Source organism: Flavobacterium sp. FlaQc-48, from assembly GCF_044007335.1.
GTDB lineage: Bacteria > Bacteroidota > Bacteroidia > Flavobacteriales > Flavobacteriaceae > Flavobacterium.
In genome coordinates this window covers 64949-83749 of record NZ_JBIPCR010000014.1, presented here as the reverse complement: position 1 = coordinate 83749, position 18801 = coordinate 64949, and the positions used below count along the sequence as shown (strand labels likewise).

Here is an 18801-nt window from a genome sequence, read left to right as displayed (position 1 = left end):
TTTTAAGAAATAATTAAGATGTTTGCCACATACTAATTCAAAATAAATTAAAATGAAATTAAAATTACAATGGATTTGTACGCTATTAGTAGCGTTGTCTATGCAGTTTTCTTTCGCTCAGGAGAGAACTGTCACTGGAAAGGTCTCTGATAAAACAGGCGTCATTCCAGGAGTAAATGTTGCTGTGAAAGGATCAAAGGCAAATACTCAAACAGATTTTGACGGAAGTTATTCTGTAAAAGCAAAAACAGGAGATGTGTTAGTATTTTCATACGTTGGTATGAATAACAAACAAGTTACTGTTGGTACATCAAACACAGTAAATGTCGAATTGGAGTCTGAGGCTCAATTAATGAATGAGGTTGTGGTTGTAGGTTACGGTGTACAAAAAAGAAAAGAAGTAACCGGTTCTATTTCTAAAATCGCAGGAAAAGACATTGCTAACCTGGTAACTCCAAGTTTCGAGGGTGTTTTAGCTGGTAGAGCAACTGGGGTTCAGGTATTAACTAATACAGGTATTCTTGGTGTTGCTCCAAAAATTAGAATTAGAGGTGTTGGATCTATTTCTGGAAGTACAGAACCTTTAATCGTTGTAGATGGTGTGCCTATCTACTCTGGTGATATTGGAGGAGTTTCTTCTACAAATGGTTTAGCAGATATTAACCCGGAAGATATCGAATCTTTTGACGTATTAAAAGATGGAGCTGCAACAGCTATTTATGGTTCCAGAGCGGCTAATGGAGTTATCTTGATTACTACTAAAAGTGGAAAAAAAGGTTCTTTAAAAGTAACGTATTCTAGTGTTTTTGGTGTGGCTAGTGCTGCTAAAACATATGATTTATTGCAAACGCCTGATTTCTTGACAATTTCTAATGAAAAAAGAACCAATAGAGGTCAAACTCCTTGGGCTGTTGGAAATGCATACAATACTGACTGGCAAGCTGCAATTTTCAGAAATGCTCCACAAATTACGCACAATCTTAATTTTAGTGGTGGTTCAGAAAAAACGAAATACTATTTGTCTTTAGGTTATTCTGATTTAGATGGTATCAATTTAGCTAACGATATGAAAAAATATTCTGTTAGAACTAATATTGACCAGGAAATTAACAAATGGTTAAGTATCGGTACAAATTTAAGTGTAAACAGAACGGAATACAACGGATTGAACGTTAGTCCAAGTGGTTTATCAGGGAATGTTTTTAATGCAATCAGACAATTACCGAATACACCAATTTATGATGCTCTTGATCCAACTGGTTACAACCTTTCAGCAAATAATGCGACTGTTGGGCAATGGGACAATACAGATCCTGCAGGAGATAATATTACAAATATTCTTTATGTTCTTGATCATAATAAATACAAATCAACAACAACCAGAATCTTGTTAAGTGCATTTGCAAATGCAAAAATTACTTCTGATTTAAGTTATAAATTGCAAGTAAGTGGTGATAATGCTATTACAGATGGTTACCAGTATTGGAATCCAATTCACGGTGATGGTCGTGGAACAAACGGATATTTATACCAGGATAATACAAATCTTTTGAGATGGAACTGGCAAAATATTTTGAACTATAAGCATACTTTTGCTGAAGATCATAATTTTGGTGTAACAGGTGTTGCTGAATACCAAAAATCAAAATCTAAAAATTTCTGGGGTAGTGGAACTGATATTTTAAGTGATTTCTACGATGAGAATTTAGTTACAGGTACTTATAGTACTAAAGATTCTGGTGGTAGTGCTTCTGAAAAAGGAATTATCTCTTACTTAGGTCGTTTTACATACAACTTTAAAGAAAAGTATTTTATACAAGCTTCTTTAAGACGTGACGGAATTTCTCAATTTGAGAAAGATGTTAGATACCACAACTTCCCTGGAGTTTCAGCTGGTTGGACAGTTTCTAAAGAAAGTTTCATGGAAGGAATCAGTAACACAGTTTCTGATCTTAAATTAAGAGGATCTTATTCTGAAGTTGGTAACGTAGATATTTTGAGTTCAGCGGCTTATCCTTCAAAAGGTCTTTTGGTTGGATCTCCTTATGGACCTAGTAATGGTCTTGGTTATTATCAATTTGGTAACGAAACATTACAATGGGAAACAAGTAACAAAATTGACTTTGGTGTAGATTTAGGATTGTTTAATAATCGTGTGACTTTGGCATTTGATTATTATAAAAATGATATCGATGGATTAGTTTTAGCAGCTCCAGTTGCTCCATCTTTAGGTATTCCTAACAGTATCGTTAACTCAAACGTTGCTAAAATGTACAACCAGGGTTACGAATTCTCTGTTAGTTTTAAAGCAATAAATACAGCAAACTTTTCTTGGGATGTTTCTTCTAACTTAACACTTACTAAAAACGTTGTTACTGGTTTAGTTCAAGGACAAGATATTGTAGGAGGTTCATCAGCTTTTGGCTCATCTACTGATATTGCTAACATTGCACCAAATATTATTATCAGACAAGGTGAATCTATTAACTCTTTATACGGATATAAATATTGGGGTGTTAACAAAGCAAATGGTAACCCTGTTTATTACAAAGCAGATGGTAGTTTAGTACAAGGTAATATTAATACGTCAACCTATGCTGTATTTGATCCTAATAATCCAGCAGCAGCTGGTGCAGCATCATCATTAGGAGCTGCTGACAAGGCTATCTTAGGAAATACTTTGCCAACATATTACGGATCATTTACATCTACTATGAAGTATAAAAATGTTGATTTTGGTTTCATGGTTAGATTTAGTGGAGGAAATGAAATTTTCAATGCTACAAGAAGAGAGTTAATGAACCAAAACTTTAACAATAACGGAACTGAGATTTTAGGAAGATGGCAAAGTGTTGATAATCCTGGAGACGGATGGACACCAAGATTATACGCTTCTTCAAATACATTTACAAACCTTTCAGGAAGTGCATCTTCTCGTTTTGTTGAAAAAGGAGATTTTATCTCACTTGATAATATTAGTTTAGGGTATACATTGCCTAAATTAGTATTGGATAAATTAGGAGTTGATAACTTTAGAATTTTTGCTCAGGCACAAAATATCTGGTTAATTTCAGACTATAAAGGTATTAATCCTGAAATGGAAACAAATGGAGTAGACATTAACGGTACTCCACGTTCTAAAGTGATCTCAATGGGAATCAATGTAAGTTTATAAAAAAACATATGAAAAATATAATAAAATCAATTTTACTTTCTGTAGTTGTACTCGGGATGAGCTCATGTACAGAGGAAAAACTATTGGATTTGAAACCAATAAATAATATTTCTGATGCAGATGCATTTACAACTCCTGCTTATATAGCTGCTTATATGAATGGTGTTTATAATGCTGCCGGAATAGGACAATATAACGCTGCATCTACCAGTCCAAATGGAGGTAGAGGTTATGTTTGGGGAGCTGCTTTTGTGGAGCAAGGCGAAACAAGAGGTGAAGATGTGGTAAACATGGCTACTTTCTATCAGTTAACTTATACCGCAACTTATGATCCAACAACTGCTAATAACGTTTATTACTGGGTTGATGGTTACAGATTAATCAACAGATGTAATCTTATGATCGAAGGCGCTACTAGTGCAGTTGCGAATAAGGTTATTACGCAGGCAGTTGCAGATGATTATATTGGACAGGCTAAGTTTTTAAGAGCAATTACTCATTTTGAAATACTTACCAATTTTGCAAGACCATACAATTTTACTGCAGGTGCTACACATCCGGGTATACCTTACAGAGAGGTTGGTGTTAATACAGTTGCAGAAATAAATTCTGAACTTTTAAAACCAAGAAATACTGTTGCTGAAGTTTACACAAAAGTTTTAGCAGATTTAACAGATGCTGAGAAATTAATATCTTCAAATGGTTTTGCTGGTGGTAGAGTCGTTGCTAAAGCAACAAAATCTGCTGCGATAGCTTTCAAAACAAGAGTTTATCTTCAAAAAAGAGACTGGGCAAATGTAATTGCTGAAGGAATTAAATTAAATGGTCTTTATGCTTTAACGACTGATCCATATGGTCCTTTTGTATTGGCTAGTAATTTAACTAATACAGAGTCTATTTTTTCTATTCAGCACTCTTCTACCTCTAATCCAGGTGTAAATGCATCTTTAGCTAGTGTGTTAAAAAATAGAGCGTTAGTTTGTATTAGCCCAATTCTTTGGAGAGATCCACAATGGTTGGCTGATGATAAAAGAAGAGAAGACGGAAAATTTATTTATACTGCTGCAGGTATTAAATATACAAATAAGTACACAGATGTTGTTAACCAGTCAGATGCTGCACCGGTTATCAGATATGCTGAAGTAGTATTAAATATGGCAGAGGCTCAGGCACGTTTGTCAAATTTACCAACAGCTTTAACTTTGTTAAACTCAGTAAGAAATAGATCTTTGGCTTCTCCGACTACTCAGGCATATACTGCTGCATCTTTTCCTACTGATGCAACTATGGTCGCTGCTATTCTTAAAGAAAGAAGAATTGAGTTTTTACAAGAAGGTCGTAGATGGGCTGACATTCATAGATTACAAGGAGATCCAATAGCAGCTGTCGCTATTGATGGTATCCCTGCAAAAATGGCTAATGCTACTCCTGCTACAGCTGCATTTGTTCTAGGAAATACTTATGTTATTACTACTCCTGTTGCTACTGTTCCGGGTACTGATTATAAATTCTTATGGCCAATACCACAAACTGAAATAAATACTAATCCAAATGTAGCTCAAAATATAGGCTGGAATTAGGAAAAATAAATATTTTGATTTTTTGAAAACCCTCAATCACTTTTCTGGTTGGGGGTTTTTGCTTTAATAATAGAAGTTGAAAAAATGCTCAATAACAATGATTTGTTTTTTTATACGTTTTTATCTTTTACCTTTGCCTGACAAATTTTGTCGAAATAATTACATATAAAGCCATCAAATGAGAATATTCTTTTTTCTATATCTATTAGTTGTTCCAACTTTATTGTTTTCTCAGGAAAAAAACGTTCCTAAAAAGAATTTAGATATGAATACAAAATATTCAAGTATAACAGATACGGTAAAAAAGAAAAAAGCAAAAATTGCAACGATAGATCAATATCAGATTATCACTCTGGAACACGATACAACTTATGTAGATACATCACTAACCTTAAAAAGTGCGTATAAACAAAATCACCTTCGAAAAGATGAATTTGGACTTTTGCCTTTTTCTAATATTGGACAAACCTATAATACATTACAATACAGTCTGACTAGTTTTTCACCATATCCTGAAATTGGTTTTAGCGGTAAACATTTTAATTATATGGAGGCGGATCAAATCCGTTATTATTCAGTAGCCACTCCGTTGACAGAATTGTTTTTCAATACCACAATAAATAAAGGACAGAATGTAGATTCATTTATCACCCTGAATACCTCAAAGAACCTTAATTTTTCTATTGCTTATAAAGGTTTACGTTCAGAAGGAGATTATATAAATCAATTGGTTAGTGCAGGGAATTTCAGGTTCACAACCAGCTATTTTACAACAGACAGAAGGTATGCTATAAATGCTCATTATACCTATCAGGATATTTCAAATGAAGAGAATGGTGGAATTACAACACCAACAGATTTTGAAAGTGACAATAAAGATTATAAAAACCGTCAGAGATTGCAGGTTTTTTTAACAGATGCAAAATCTTTTCTAAAAGGAAGACGTTTGTTTTTTGATCATGCTTTCAGAGTAAATCCAAAAGACGGAAATAATAATTTATATGTAACACATCAGTTTAATTACGAAAATAAATTTTTCGAATACAATCAGCCAACTGTTTTGTCCACTGTTGGTACTACCTCTGTAAAACGATTTGGGGATTCTTATGTAACGAGTAATATTAACGATCAGACAAAATATGAAAGACTATATAATAAAGCAGGACTTGCCTATGAAAATTCTCTTTTAGGAAAGTTTAACTTTTTTATAGATGATTACAGATCTAATTATGAATACGGAAGAATTATAGTAAAAAGTAACGGAACAGTTATTCCTAATAATCTATTTCTGCAAATTAATAACGTAGGTGGACAATATGAATATCAGAAGAATAAATGGAATGGCAGGTTTTTGTACTCGAGATCAATTACAAATCAATCCCTCTCTGATTTAGATGCCAAATTGAAATATGAAATGAACGATAAGATTCAGTTTGATTTTAGGTATCGCAATATTAATAAGTTGCCAAACAACAATTACAACTTATACCAAAGTAGTTATATAGAATATAATTGGTCGAATAATTTCAAAAATGAAAAAATTAACTCGCTTGGTGCAAATGTTTATACACCATGGTTAAATGCCGAAGTTCAATATACTGTTTTAAAAGATCATTTATACTTTGCAGATGTCTCATCTCCGCTGGAAGCGAAAAATTATACTCAAATTATAAGCCCTGCCCAGTATGGAAATGCAATTAATTATTTAGAGATAAAAGTAAGTCGTGAGTTTAAATTTGGTCATTTTGCTTTAGATAATACCCTGTTGTACCAAAAAGTAGATCAGTCAGATTTAATCTTAAATGTGCCTGATTTTGTTACCAGAAACACTTTTTACTACTCAGGACACTTTTTTAATAAAGCATTGTTTATGCAAACAGGAGTTGTATTTAATTACTTTACAAAATACTACGGAAATGATTATAATCCGGTTGTTGGAGAGTTTTTTGTTCAAAAGACAAAAGAGATCGGAAATTATCCATTGTTCGATCTTTTTCTTAATGCGAGAATTCGCCAGACTAGATTTTATTTAAAAGCAGAGCATATAAATGCTCTTTTTTCTAAAAGTGATTATTATGCAGCGCCTAACAATCCTTATCGCGATTTCGTAATCAGATTTGGTTTGGTTTGGAATTTCTTCCAATAAAATCAAGTCTTTATTATATTAAAAACCAAATATTAAATTAAATAAAAATGGACTTTTCAAATAACATTTTAGAAACAATTGGTAATACACCATTGGTAAAACTCAACAAAATTGTTGCTGAAATTGATGCGTTAGTATTGGCAAAAGTCGAAACTTTTAATCCGGGAAATTCTGTAAAAGACAGAATGGCCGTAAAAATGATTGAAGATGCTGAGGCAGATGGCCGTTTAAAACCAGGAGGAACGATCATCGAAGGAACTTCTGGAAATACCGGAATGGGATTGGCACTTGTAGCAATCATTAAAGGATATAAGCTTATTTGTGTAATATCAGACAAGCAGTCTAAAGAGAAAATGGATATTTTGCGTGCAGTCGGCGCCAAAGTTGTAGTTTGCCCTACAGATGTTGAGCCAACAGATCCGCGTTCCTACTATTCTGTTTCAAAACGATTAGCTTCTGAGACACCAAATTCATGGTACGTTAACCAATACGATAATATGTCGAATTCTTTGGCGCATTATGAACAAACAGGACCGGAAATTTGGAAACAAACAGATGGGAAAATTACTCATTTTGTGGTTGGAGTAGGAACTGGCGGAACGATATCAGGAGTGGGAAGGTATTTAAAAGAAAAAAATCCAAATATTAAAATTTGGGGAATTGATACCTATGGTTCCGTTTTTAAAAAATACCACGAAACAGGAATTTTTGATGAAAATGAAATCTATTCTTATATTACAGAGGGGATTGGAGAGGATATTTTGCCAAAAAATGTTGATTTTTCCTTAATTGACGGATTTACTAAAGTAACGGATAAAGATGCGGCGGTTTACACCAGGAAAATTGCACTTGAAGAGGCTATTTTTGTAGGGAATTCTGCTGGAGCTTGTATTAAAGGATTATTACAGCTAAAAGAACACTTTAAGCCGGAGGATGTCGTTGTTGTATTGTTTCATGATTCCGGAAGCCGTTATGTGGGTAAAATGTTCAACGATGACTGGATGCGTGAACGTGGATTCTTAGACGAAAATATTACAAAAGCCGAAGATGTAATTAAAGATCATATTGATAAACAATTAATCGTAGTTCGTACAGAGGAATTAGTTTCTCACGCAATTGAACGAATGCGTAAATATAAAATTTCACAAATTCCGGTAGTGGATATAAATGGATTTGTTGGTTCTGTAGATGAAACTGACTTGTTTAGAAGTTATGTTGCAGATAAAAATGTAGCCGAAAAACCAATTAAGGAAGTAATGGGAAAACCTTTTCCAATTGTAAAATTAGGTACGCCAATAGAAGAAGTTTCTAAGTTGTTTACCAAAGAAAATGATGCTGTTTTAGTTGATCTTGAAAATGGAAATCATCATATTATTACAAAATATGATATCATCGGGTCAATAAAATAAGGTGTTTAATAACTTCATAAATCCATAAATCTAGTTGTAACAATTGGGTTTATGGATTTTTTTAGCTAATATATTTATCAAATGAATTTTACAGCCATAGATTTTGAAACCGCAACAGGTTATCATCCCTGTTCTGTTGGTATAGTTACTGTTGAAAACGGATTAATTGTAGATGAGTTTGTTACTTTAATCAAACCACCAAATAATGAATATAATTCTTTTACAATTCAGGTACATGGGATTTATCCGCGCGATACAGTCAATGCAAAAACATTTTTACAAGTATATCCGGAAATAGAAAAAAGATTAAAAAATAAAGTGATTGTGGCACATAATGAGAGCTTTGATCGAAATGTTCTGACAAAATCAATGATGCTCTATGGATTGAATTATGAAGATTTAAATATTGCTGCAAAATGGGAATGTACAGTTAAGATCTATAAAGCAAAAGGCTTAAAGCCAACTAAATTAAGTGATTGTTGCCGCGAAATGAAAATTCAGTTAAATCATCACGAGGCATTATCTGATGCAAGAGCATGTGCGAAATTATATTTATTAAAATAAATTATATTCAATAAAATTGTAAGATTAATATTATTTTAATTAATTTAGGCTTTTATAAATTTATGTATAAGCCTAATTATGAAAGAAGATTTTCTTCACTATCTCTGGAGATTCAAGAAGTTTGAAACATTGAATTTAAGAACAACTCAAAATGAGCAGGTAATTATTATTAAAGCAGGAGATTATTTAGAACTTTCCGGCCCGGATTTTTTTAATGCTCAAATTAAAATAGGAAATCAAAAATGGGCTGGAAATGTAGAGATTCATCTAAAATCTTCAGATTGGTATTTGCACAATCATGAAAAAGATCCCGCTTATGACAATGTAATTTTGCATGTAGTTTGGGAGCATGATAGTGAAATATTTGATAAGAGCAATACTAAAATTCCTGTTCTGGTACTTAGCAATTATGTATCGTCAGAAATTATTTCTACCTATAATTCGTTAATAACACCTAAGTCCTGGATCTTTTGCGAGAAAAGCATCAGGGATATAGATAGTTTTACTTTTAAAAATTGGCAGGAACGACTGTTTTTTGATCGTTTAGAGCGTAAGTCAAAATTTATTTTCGATTTACTGGAGGAAACCAATCAGGATTGGGAAGCGGTTTTATTTTCATTATTAGCAAAGAATTTTGGATTAAATACAAACGGAAATTCTTTTTTGCAAATTGCAAAATCAATTCCATTTTCAATTATCAGGAAGGAAAGCTTTGAAGTGGAAAATCTCGAAGCGCTGCTTTTAGGGACTTCAGGCCTATTAGATTTAGAGAAAGAAGATGTTTATTTTAAAGATTTAAAACTCAGATATTATTATCTTCTTACTAAATATCAATTAAAGAAAGAACACGTAGATCCAATACAGTTTTTTAAGCATCGGCCGGATAATTTTCCAACAATTCGGCTTTCACAATTGTCAAATTTATATGGAAAACATCAAAATTTATTTTCTAAGATTATTGCTTTAAAATCGGTTAGAGAAGTATATAGTCTGTTAACAGTTTCTGCAAGTTTATATTGGCAGAATCATTATCAGTTTGATAAAGAAAGCCCGGGTAAATCTAAAATTTTATCAAAATCATTTTTAGATTTACTAATTATAAATACTATAATACCAATTCAGTTTGCTCATGCAAGTGTAACAGGAAAATCTATTTCTGAGGATTTAATAGATTTTATGAATCAGGTTGCTCCTGAGAAAAATGCCATCATAGACAAATTTAAATTCTTTGGAGTTTCGTGTAAGAATGCTTTTGAAACGCAAACTTTATTAGAACTAAAAAATGAATATTGTAATCATAAATCTTGCTTAAAATGTGGTCTTGGTATGGAGTTGCTAAAGAGTAATTAGAAATTTTTGTACTTTTGTTTAAAATCTAAAATAAAAATATGTCAGCTATTTTAAAATTAAAGTTCTTTTTTGAAAAATATGGTTTTCATGTATCTTCAAGATTGGCTGATAAATTAGGAATGCGCGTTACGAGTGTTAGATTGTTTTTTATTTATATTTCGTTTGTGACTGCCGGTTTAGGTTTTGGAATTTATTTAACTTTAGCTTTTTGGATTCGTCTTAAAGATTTAATTCGTGCAAAAAGAACTTCTGTTTTTGATTTATAGAATAACTTTTAAACATAAAAAAAGGATCATAAAGTATTTGTACTCTATGATCCTTTTTCTTATAAATAAGAAACTATTTTCCCGGATTATTCAGTTTACTGTTTTTCTTACCATAAACAAAATAAATTACTACTCCTAATGCCATCCAGACTACAAGTCTCACCCAGCTTTCGTTAGGTAGTGAATACATCAAAGCCAGGCAAATTACGATACCTGCGATAGGCACAAATGGTACTAAAGGTGTTCTGAAAGATCTTGGAGCATCTGGCATTCTTTTACGCATAACCATTACACCAATACAAACAAGTACAAAAGCCAATAAAGTTCCAATACTTACCATATGTCCTAAATCGCTTACCGGAACCAATCCGGCAAATAAACTTACAAATACTAAGAAGAAAAGGTTAGTTTTCCACGGAGTACGAAATTTTGAGTGAATAGAACTGAAGAATGGAGGTAATAAACCATCTTTACTCATAGTATAAAACACACGGCTTTGCCCCAAAAGCATTACTAATATTACAGAAGTATAACCCGCTAAAATAGCTACAATTAAACCTGTCTGTAAAAAATCATACCCTGTTTTTGCAAAAGCAGTTGCAGCAGGTTTAGCATCACCGGCAAATTCTTTATAATTTACAAGTCCAGTCATTACGTGAGCAAAAAACACATATAATAAGGTACATATAATAAGCGATCCTAAAATACCAATTGGCATTCCTTTTTGAGGATTTTTAGCTTCTTGTGCAGCTGTAGACACAGCATCAAAACCAATAAAGGCAAAGAATACAGTTCCCGCACCTGCAGCAATTCCTGACCATCCAAATTCACCAAAAACACCTGTGTTTTTAGGAATGTAAGGAGTATAGTTTGATGTGTCAATAAAGCTCCATCCTAAAATGATGAAAACAAGTACTACAGCAACTTTTACAACAACCAAAAAGTTGTTTAAAGACGCAGATTCTTTTGTTCCTCTTATTAATAATAAAGATAACATAGATACAATAAAAATCGCCGGTAAATTTACAATACCGCCTTCGATTACTGTACCGTCACTAAGTTTAAGAGTTTCCCAGGGCGAACATATAAATTGATGAGGGAGGTGAATTCCGTATTTGTTTAGTAATTCTAATAAGTAGCGGGACCAGCTTACACCAACTGTGGCGGCTCCCAAAGCGTATTCTAAAACTAAATCCCAACCAATAATCCAAGCCATAAATTCTCCCATTGTAGCATAAGAGTATGTATATGCACTACCCGCAACCGGAATCATAGAAGCAAATTCTGCATAACAAAGTCCGGCAAAAGCACATCCAACGGCTGCTAAAACAAAAGAAAGAGTAACTGCCGGTCCAGCATGTTCTGCGGCAGCAATTCCTGTTAAAGAGAATAATCCGGCTCCAATTATGGCTCCAACTCCAAGTGCAACGAGCGACCGTGAAGATAGAGTTCTTTTTAAGCCTTTTTCAGATTCGGAAGCTTCGTCAAGCAATACCGAAAGTGGTTTAGTTTTCCAAATTGACATATTATAATATTGGTTTATTGTTATTAAGCTCCAAATGTATCGTTTTTTGTAAAAAATAAAAACAATTATCTCTTTTTAAGTTATAAAATATTAAATTTTTTGATAAAACCCCCGTTGATTATTCTTTAACTACTGGGATTCATTAAATTAATTGGGCTTTATTAGTGAAAAATGTAATTTTAAAACCAATAGTTTTTTTAATATAATTCTTGTTAAATTAATCGTTTTTCCTTTAATTTACGGAATTTATTAGAAATAAGTAATTTTAATTGGAATGAACTTTAGCCCATTTGCAAAATATTTTAGGTTTACAAAACAACAGCGTACTGGAATTTTTTCACTTTTTATTATTATAATGATTTTACAGACAATTTACTTTTTCGCCGATTTTAGTTTGCCTGAAAAATCTTTTCAGGAAAAAGAGCAATGGCTGTCTTTGCAAACCGAAATTGACTCTATGAAGTTGACGAAATTAACTGAAAAACCAAAAGTATATTCTTTCAATCCTAATTTTATTACAGACTATAAAGGATATAAGCTAGGAATGTCAGTTCAGGAGATAGATCGTTTACTGGCTTTTCGAAAAGAAAATAAATACGTCAGTTCAGCAAAAGAATTTCAGGAAGTAACAAAGATTTCAGATTCTTTATTGAGTGTAATGGCACCGCTTTTTAAATTTCCCGACTGGACTCAAAATAAAAAAGACTTTAAAACAGAAAGGAAAGAATTTGTCCGGAAAGAGAATTTTAAAAAAGAGAATTTCAAAAAAGAAAAAATTATAGTTTTAGATATCAACCAGGCAACCCAGGAAGATCTGATGAAAGTTTATGGTATTGGCGAAGCTTTATCATCACGAATATTAAAACAAAAAGAAATTTTAGGATGTTTTGTTTCTATGGAGCAAATGAATGATGTTTGGGGACTTTCACCGGAAGTTGTCAATGAATTAAACACTCATTTTAAAGCAGTAATTCCCCCAACTTTAAAAAAAATCCCCATAAACGATGCATCTTTAAAAGAGCTGTCTCAATTTTCATATTTCAGATATGCACTGGCTAAACAAATTGTAACTTATCGAAGTATGAATGGAAATATTAGTAATATTGAGGATTTGTCAAAAATTAAAGGTTTTCCTGTTGATAAAGCAAAAATAATTAGTTTATATTTGGAGTTCTAAAACAAAAGCAGCTTACAATGAATTTTGAATATAACGAAACGCAGTCGATGATTGCTCAATCTATAAAAGATTTTGCCGAAAAAAATATCAGACCTAATATTATGGAATGGGATGAGGCTCAGATTTTTCCAGTTGAACTATTTAAACAATTAGGCCAAATGGGATTTATGGGAGTTCTGGTTCCGGAAGAATATGGAGGGTCAGGATTGGGGTATCATGAATATATTACAGTCGTTGAAGAAATTTCAAAAGTAGATCCTTCAATTGGTTTATCTGTTGCGGCGCATAATTCTCTATGTACCAATCATATTTTGACTTTTGGAAATGAAGAACAAAAGAAAAAATGGTTGCCAAAATTAGCTACTGCAGAATATATAGGAGCTTGGGGTTTAACAGAGCACAATACAGGTTCTGATGCCGGCGGAATGAATACAACAGCCGTTAAAGACGGCGATGAATGGATTGTAAACGGAGCTAAAAACTTTATTACGCACGCAATCTCCGGAGATATTGCAGTTGTAATTGTACGTACCGGAGAAAAAGGAGATTCAAAAGGAATGACCGCTTTTGTTTTCGAAAAAGGAATGAAGGGATTCACGTCAGGAAAAAAAGAAAACAAATTAGGAATGCGTGCGAGCGAAACTGCAGAGTTGGTTTTTGATGGTTGCCGTGTTCCGGATGCAAATAGATTAGGAGAAGTAGGGCAGGGATTTGTTCAGGCGATGAAAATATTAGACGGAGGCCGTATTTCAATCGGAGCTTTGTCACTAGGAATTGCAAAAGGTGCTTATGAAGCAGCTCTTAAATATTCAAAAGAAAGACATCAGTTTGGGCAGCCTATTAGTAGTTTTCAGGGAATTTCGTTTAAACTGGCTGATATGGCAACAGAGATCGAGGCTTCAGAATTGTTATTGCATAAAGCAGCATTTTTAAAACAACAACACAAACCCGTTACAACCCTTGGGGCAATGGCAAAAATGTACGCCTCAGAAGCCTGCGTAAAAATTGCCAACGAAGCCGTTCAGATTCACGGAGGATATGGTTATACAAAAGATTATCCAGTGGAGAAATTTTATCGTGATTCAAAACTATGTACTATAGGAGAAGGAACTACTGAAATCCAGAAATTGGTTATTTCGAGAAATTTGCTTAAAGAGTGAAGAGTGAAGAGTGAAGAGTAAAGAGTAAAGAGTGAAGAAGTTTGCTATAGTCTTAGGTTTTAAGATTGGTTTTTTTAATTTGGTTTTGCATCTTTTTTTTATTCTCTTTCCTGTGTTCTATATTCTTTTTTCTCTTCGAATCATTTTTTTAAAATAATTCATGATTTATAACTCATAATTCATAATTAATATATACTTTTGCACCCTTAACGAGAGGAGGTGTCAATATTATGTTAATTATACCAATTAAAGACGGAGAAAATATCGATAGAGCATTAAAGCGCTATAAAAGAAAATTTGATAAAACAGGAACTGTTCGTCAATTAAGAGCACGTACTGCTTTTATTAAGCCTTCTGTTATCAAAAGAGCACAAATTCAAAAAGCTGCTTACATCCAAAACATGAGAGATGGTTTAGAGAGTTAGTATTAGCTTTTCAAAAATAATTACCGTTAGTTATCAAAATTTTGATACTAACGGTTTTTTTATGCTTAATTTTGAGATAAATATTATTCCTTATATAAGTAGAATATGGGTTTTTATAAATGAAAAAGTGTATTCTTATGAAATCAAATAAAGAAGCGTTTCGTGATTATCTTCAGTTGGAGAGAAAATATTCAGCGCATACGGTTAATGCTTATTTGAATGATGTTTTGTTTTTTGAAACATTTAATAAGGTTCATTTTGAGCAGGAAAATATCGAGCAGGTAAATTACAGTCAAATTAGGAGTTGGATTGTTTCGCTTGTAGATGAGGGTTTGTCTAATGTGTCTGTAAATAGAAAAATGTCTTCTTTGAAAGCATTCTATAAATTCCTTTTAAAAACAAAGCAAATAGAAGTGAGTCCCATGCTGAAGCATAAAGCATTAAAAACGCCTAAAATCGTTCAGATCCCGTTTTCTGAAAAAGAGTTAACTGACTTGATGTTAGCAGTTGGAAGTCCTTCAGGATTCGAAGAAGTAAGAGATAAGTTAATCGTGGATCTTTTTTATACTACGGGAATGCGAAGAGCAGAATTGATACATTTGATGAAGTGTGATGTTGATTTATCTTCAAGTGTAGTTAAGGTTTTGGGAAAGCGAAATAAAGAGCGTATTATTCCGGTTTTGCCAATAATTGTAGGGCAGTTTAATTTGTATTTGCAAGAAAGGGCTTTGGTGGAGAAGATAGTTGATGAGGATTATTTTTTTATTTCAGCAAAAGGGTTAAAATTGAGTGAATCTTTTGTGTATCGATTAATAAATTCATACTTTAGTAAAGTCTCTGAAAAGGTAAAAAAGAGTCCGCACGTGCTTAGGCATACTTTTGCAACTCACTTATTAAATAACGGGGCAGATTTAAATTCAGTTAAGGAATTATTAGGACATTCGAGTTTGGCATCTACGCAGGTTTATACTCATAATAGTTTAGCAGAGCTTAAAAAGGTTTATAAGAATGCGCATCCAAGGAATAAATAATAATTCTAAAATGTTTAACCCAAAAATTTGTATTATGAAGGTAGATGTTCATGCAGTTAACTTTACTGTTGACAGAAAATTGGTAGATTTTATTCAGGAGAGAATGGATAAGCTAGAAAAGTATTATGATCGAGTGGTTTCGGCAGATGTTTTTTTGAAAGTTGAAAGAACGAGTGATAAAGAGAATAAGGCAGTAGAGATTAAGATTAATGTTCCCGGAGATGATTTTTTGGTTAAAAAACAGTGTAAAACGTTTGAAGAAGCGGTCGAACTTTCGGCGGAATCTTTAGAGCGTGTACTGGTGAAAAGGAAAGAAAAAATAAGAGCACACATATAATTGAAAATTTTTTTTAAAAAATGTTTTGATTCAAAGATAAAATAGCTACATTTGCAGTCCGTTAGAAATAGCGGACTTTTTTATTGATATTGCCAGCGTAGCTCAGTTGGCTAGAGCAGCTGATTTGTAATCAGCAGGTCGTGGGTTCGAGTCCCTCCGCCGGCTCAAAATGTTTCAAATGCGATTTGAAATTGTTCATGTAATTATTGATAAAAAAAAGGGGAGATACTCAAGCGGCCAACGAGGGCAGACTGTAAATCTGCTGTGTGAACTTCGCAGGTTCGAATCCTGCTCTCCCCACATAAAGAAGTTAAGATTTCAGAGCGTAGATTTCAGATTTTAAATCTAAAGTCTATAAAAATACAATCTAAATCAGAACTCTCTGCCGACTTAGCTCAGAGGTAGAGTGCTTCCTTGGTAAGGAAGAGGTCACGGGTTCAATTCCCGTAGTTGGCTCAAGTAAGTAGGAAATTGAAAATTAATATATAACTAAGATTAAAAATTAAGTAAAATGGCAAAGGAGAATTTTAATCGTTCCAAACCGCACTTAAACATAGGTACAATTGGACACGTGGATCACGGAAAAACTACATTAACTGCAGCAATTACAAAAGTATTGTCTGATGCTGGTTACTGTCAAGCAAAATCGTTTGATCAAATCGATAACGCTCCAGAGGAGAAAGAAAGAGGTATTACTATTAATACATCACACGTAGAGTATGAAACAGCTAACCGTCACTACGCTCACGTTGACTGTCCAGGTCACGCGGATTACGTAAAGAACATGGTTACTGGTGCTGCTCAAATGGACGGTGCTATCTTAGTAGTTGCTGCTACAGATGGTCCAATGCCACAAACTCGTGAGCACATCCTTTTAGGTCGTCAGGTAGGTATTCCAAGAATCGTTGTTTTTATGAACAAAGTGGATATGGTTGATGATGCTGAATTGTTGGAGCTTGTTGAAATGGAAATTAGAGATTTATTATCTTTCTACGAATATGATGGAGATAATGGTCCTGTAGTTCAAGGTTCTGCTTTAGGAGGATTGAATAATGATCCTGCTTGGGTACCAAAAATCATTGAATTAATGGAAGCTGTTGATGCTTGGATCGAAGAGCCAGTGCGTGACGTAGCTAAACCATTCTTGATGCCGGTTGAAGATGTATTTACAATTACTGGTCGTGGAACTGTTGCTACAGGTCGTATCGAAACAGGTATTGCTAATACAGGAGATCCAGTTGAAATCATTGGTATGGGAGCTGATAAATTAACTTCTACTATTACAGGAGTTGAGATGTTCCGTAAAATCCTTGATAGAGGTGAAGCTGGAGATAACGTAGGTTTATTGTTAAGAGGTATTGATAAAGAATCTATCAAAAGAGGAATGGTTATCATTAAGCCAGGATCAGTAAAACCACACGCTACTTTCAAAGCTGAGGTTTATATCTTGAAAAAAGAAGAAGGTGGACGTCATACTCCATTCCATAATAACTACCGTCCACAGTTCTACGTACGTACAACTGACGTAACAGGAGTTATTACTTTACCAGAAGGTGTAGAGATGGTAATGCCAGGAGACAACTTGACAATCAATGTTTCTTTATTAAGCCCAATCGCAATGAGCGTAGGTTTACGTTTCGCTATCCGTGAAGGTGGTAGAACAGTAGGAGCAGGTCAGGTGACTGAAATCGTAGGATAATCCTATAAATATTATAAAAAGCCAGTGATTTTCTTAACTGAAATCACTGGCTTTAATTACGGGCGTAGTTCAAGGGTAGAATAGCGGTCTCCAAAACCGTTGATGGGGGTTCGAATCCCTCCGCCCGTGCAATAAAAAATATATCAAATGACAAAAGTTACGAATTATTTATCAGAGGCTTTCGAAGAGTTAAAGTCAAATGTTACTTGGCCTGCTTGGGCTGAGGTTCAAAAATTGACAATTGTTGTGGCTGTATTTTCGGTTTTATTCGCTTTGGCAACATGGGGAGTAGACGAATTTTTTGCAAAAGCTTTGGCTGGATTTTTTAACTGGTTAAAAGGATAATTTTTTTGTGATGGCAGATAATAATGTGAAAAAATGGTATGTAGTTAGAGCGGTAAGCGGACAAGAAAATAAAGTCAAAGCTTACATCGAAACTGAAATTGCCAGACTAGGTATGGGTGATTATGTTTCCCAAGTTTTAGTGCCTACAGAAAAAGTAGTTACTGTAAAAGAAGGAAAAAAAATGTCTAAGGATAAAGTTTATTTCCCTGGATATGTTATGATCGAAGCCAACTTGGTTGGTGAGATACCTCATATTATCAAGTCTATTACTAGTGTAATTGGATTTTTAGGTGAGATCAAAGGCGGGGAACCTGTTCCATTGAGACTTTCTGAAGTAAATAGAATGTTAGGTAAAGTAGATGAGTTAGCTGTAAATACAGATACTCGTGCAATTCCTTTCAACTTAGGCGAAACTGTTAAAGTGATCGATGGTCCATTTAACGGATTCAACGGAACAGTTGAAAAAATCAATGAAGAAAAGCGTAAACTTGAAGTTATGGTGAAAATTTTCGGAAGAAAAACTCCACTAGAATTAAGCTTTATGCAAGTTGAAAAAGTATAATTTTTGTTACATCTATAATAACCACCGTAATCGCTTCCAATGATTGGGGT

16 protein-coding genes and 4 tRNA genes are annotated in these 18801 nt (G+C 33.6%); 19 read left to right on the top strand and 1 reads right to left on the bottom strand.

The window, feature by feature from the left end:
- Positions 1–52: 52 nt before the first annotated feature.
- From ACHRWY_RS19785 to ACHRWY_RS19755, 7 genes are all read left to right on the top strand, one after another.
- On the top strand, positions 53–3175 hold the full coding sequence (locus tag ACHRWY_RS19785) for a SusC/RagA family TonB-linked outer membrane protein (RefSeq protein WP_395356965.1): 3123 nt from the start codon (positions 53–55) through the stop codon (positions 3173–3175).
- A gap of 8 nt (positions 3176–3183) precedes the next feature.
- Positions 3184–4755 carry a RagB/SusD family nutrient uptake outer membrane protein gene (locus ACHRWY_RS19780; protein WP_395356964.1) on the top strand — a complete coding sequence of 524 codons (1572 nt, stop codon included), beginning with the start codon at positions 3184–3186 and terminating at the stop codon, positions 4753–4755.
- 178 nt (positions 4756–4933) lie between these two features.
- Positions 4934–6901 carry a putative porin gene (locus ACHRWY_RS19775; RefSeq protein ID WP_395356962.1) on the top strand — a complete coding sequence of 656 codons (1968 nt, stop codon included), beginning with the start codon at positions 4934–4936 and terminating at the stop codon, positions 6899–6901.
- A 47-nt stretch (positions 6902–6948) separates the two neighbouring features.
- On the top strand, positions 6949–8310 hold the full coding sequence (locus ACHRWY_RS19770) for a pyridoxal-phosphate dependent enzyme (RefSeq protein WP_395356961.1): 1362 nt from the start codon (positions 6949–6951) through the stop codon (positions 8308–8310).
- A gap of 81 nt (positions 8311–8391) precedes the next feature.
- Positions 8392–8874, top strand: coding sequence for a 3'-5' exonuclease (locus tag ACHRWY_RS19765; protein ID WP_395356959.1), 483 nt, complete (start codon positions 8392–8394; stop codon positions 8872–8874).
- A 78-nt stretch (positions 8875–8952) separates the two neighbouring features.
- The gene (locus ACHRWY_RS19760) at positions 8953–10224 is read left to right on the top strand and encodes a DUF2851 family protein (protein WP_395356957.1); all 1272 of its coding nucleotides are present in this window, start codon (positions 8953–8955) and stop codon (positions 10222–10224) included.
- Positions 10225–10262: 38 nt separating this feature from the next.
- Positions 10263–10490 carry a PspC family transcriptional regulator gene (locus ACHRWY_RS19755; RefSeq protein ID WP_026985787.1) on the top strand — a complete coding sequence of 76 codons (228 nt, stop codon included), beginning with the start codon at positions 10263–10265 and terminating at the stop codon, positions 10488–10490.
- A 73-nt stretch (positions 10491–10563) separates the two neighbouring features.
- Here ACHRWY_RS19755 and ACHRWY_RS19750 read toward each other — a convergent pair whose 3' ends face one another.
- A complete protein-coding gene (locus ACHRWY_RS19750; protein ID WP_395356956.1) occupies positions 10564–12015 on the bottom strand; it encodes an amino acid permease in 1452 nt (483 codons plus the stop codon).
- A gap of 274 nt (positions 12016–12289) precedes the next feature.
- Here ACHRWY_RS19750 and ACHRWY_RS19745 point away from each other — a divergent pair, with 274 nt between their 5' ends.
- The 12 genes from ACHRWY_RS19745 (at position 12290) to nusG (ending at position 18751) form a co-directional block, all read left to right on the top strand.
- Complete coding sequence (locus ACHRWY_RS19745; protein ID WP_395356955.1) at positions 12290–13192, top strand: ComEA family DNA-binding protein; 903 nt, start codon at positions 12290–12292, stop codon at positions 13190–13192.
- 17 nt (positions 13193–13209) lie between these two features.
- Entirely contained in the window at positions 13210–14352 is a 1143-nt protein-coding gene (locus tag ACHRWY_RS19740; RefSeq protein WP_395356954.1) for an acyl-CoA dehydrogenase family protein, read from the top strand.
- Between the two features lie 230 nt (positions 14353–14582).
- Positions 14583–14777, top strand: coding sequence for a 30S ribosomal protein S21 (gene rpsU, locus ACHRWY_RS19735; RefSeq protein WP_026985791.1), 195 nt, complete (start codon positions 14583–14585; stop codon positions 14775–14777).
- A 137-nt stretch (positions 14778–14914) separates the two neighbouring features.
- Positions 14915–15808, top strand: coding sequence for a tyrosine-type recombinase/integrase (locus ACHRWY_RS19730; protein ID WP_395356953.1), 894 nt, complete (start codon positions 14915–14917; stop codon positions 15806–15808).
- A gap of 34 nt (positions 15809–15842) precedes the next feature.
- Positions 15843–16145, top strand: coding sequence for a ribosome hibernation-promoting factor, HPF/YfiA family (gene hpf, locus ACHRWY_RS19725; RefSeq protein ID WP_056195193.1), 303 nt, complete (start codon positions 15843–15845; stop codon positions 16143–16145).
- 91 nt (positions 16146–16236) lie between these two features.
- A tRNA-Thr gene (locus tag ACHRWY_RS19720) sits at positions 16237–16310 on the top strand.
- A gap of 54 nt (positions 16311–16364) precedes the next feature.
- Positions 16365–16445, top strand: a tRNA-Tyr gene (locus ACHRWY_RS19715).
- An 84-nt stretch (positions 16446–16529) separates the two neighbouring features.
- A tRNA-Thr gene (locus tag ACHRWY_RS19710) sits at positions 16530–16601 on the top strand.
- Between the two features lie 55 nt (positions 16602–16656).
- Positions 16657–17844 carry an elongation factor Tu gene (tuf, locus tag ACHRWY_RS19705; protein ID WP_007807448.1) on the top strand — a complete coding sequence of 396 codons (1188 nt, stop codon included), beginning with the start codon at positions 16657–16659 and terminating at the stop codon, positions 17842–17844.
- Positions 17845–17902: 58 nt separating this feature from the next.
- Positions 17903–17973, top strand: a tRNA-Trp gene (locus ACHRWY_RS19700).
- A gap of 18 nt (positions 17974–17991) precedes the next feature.
- Entirely contained in the window at positions 17992–18189 is a 198-nt protein-coding gene (gene secE / locus ACHRWY_RS19695) for a preprotein translocase subunit SecE (RefSeq protein ID WP_041517377.1), read from the top strand.
- A 10-nt stretch (positions 18190–18199) separates the two neighbouring features.
- Positions 18200–18751, top strand: a complete 552-nt coding sequence (gene nusG, locus ACHRWY_RS19690; RefSeq protein WP_029273444.1) for a transcription termination/antitermination protein NusG — start codon at positions 18200–18202, stop codon at positions 18749–18751.
- Positions 18752–18801 lie beyond the last annotated feature (50 nt).